Origin of the sequence: Bradyrhizobium sacchari (assembly GCF_002068095.1) — a bacterium.
Taxonomy (GTDB): domain Bacteria; phylum Pseudomonadota; class Alphaproteobacteria; order Rhizobiales; family Xanthobacteraceae; genus Bradyrhizobium; species Bradyrhizobium sacchari.
Genome location: NZ_LWIG01000026.1, coordinates 17,049 through 17,543, shown reverse-complemented (window position 1 = coordinate 17,543; position 495 = coordinate 17,049). Strand labels below are relative to the sequence as shown.

Genomic DNA, 495 nt, shown 5'->3' with positions numbered 1-495 from the left:
GCGGGCGTCTCATCGGCATGAGCATCGTCGTGATGATCGTGCTGGTGATCGTGACCATGGTCGTGGTCGTGATCGCCATGGGCGTGGTCGTGCGCTCCGTGGTCATGATCGTGGTGATCATGATCGCCGTGGTCGTGGTCCTGATGCTCGTGGTGATCCTGCTCGCCGTGATGCTCGGCATCGGCGTGCAGGTGCTCGCCCTCGTGCGGGAGGCCTTCCGTGTACTCCGGCTGCGGCGCACCCTCGACCGGCTGGGCGGCGGGATCGGCACCGGCCTCGAGGCCTTCGACGATGTCGCTGCGCACGCGTTCGCCATGGCCGCGACGGCGGGCGTTACGGTGGCGCGAACGGCGGCGGCCGTGGGAACGGTTCTCGCTCTCTTCCTCGGCCTCGCGATGGGCCTGTTCCTCGGCCTCGATCAGCGCCTGCCGGTCGGCAACCGGGATCTGATAGTAGTCGGGATGGATTTCGCTGAAGGCGAGGAAGCCGTGGCGG

General features: G+C 67.7%; 1 pseudogene. It reads right to left on the bottom strand.

What is annotated here, in order from left to right:
* Window positions 1–495, bottom strand: a pseudogene (locus A5906_RS44920) (ribonuclease E/G); the annotation flags it as partial.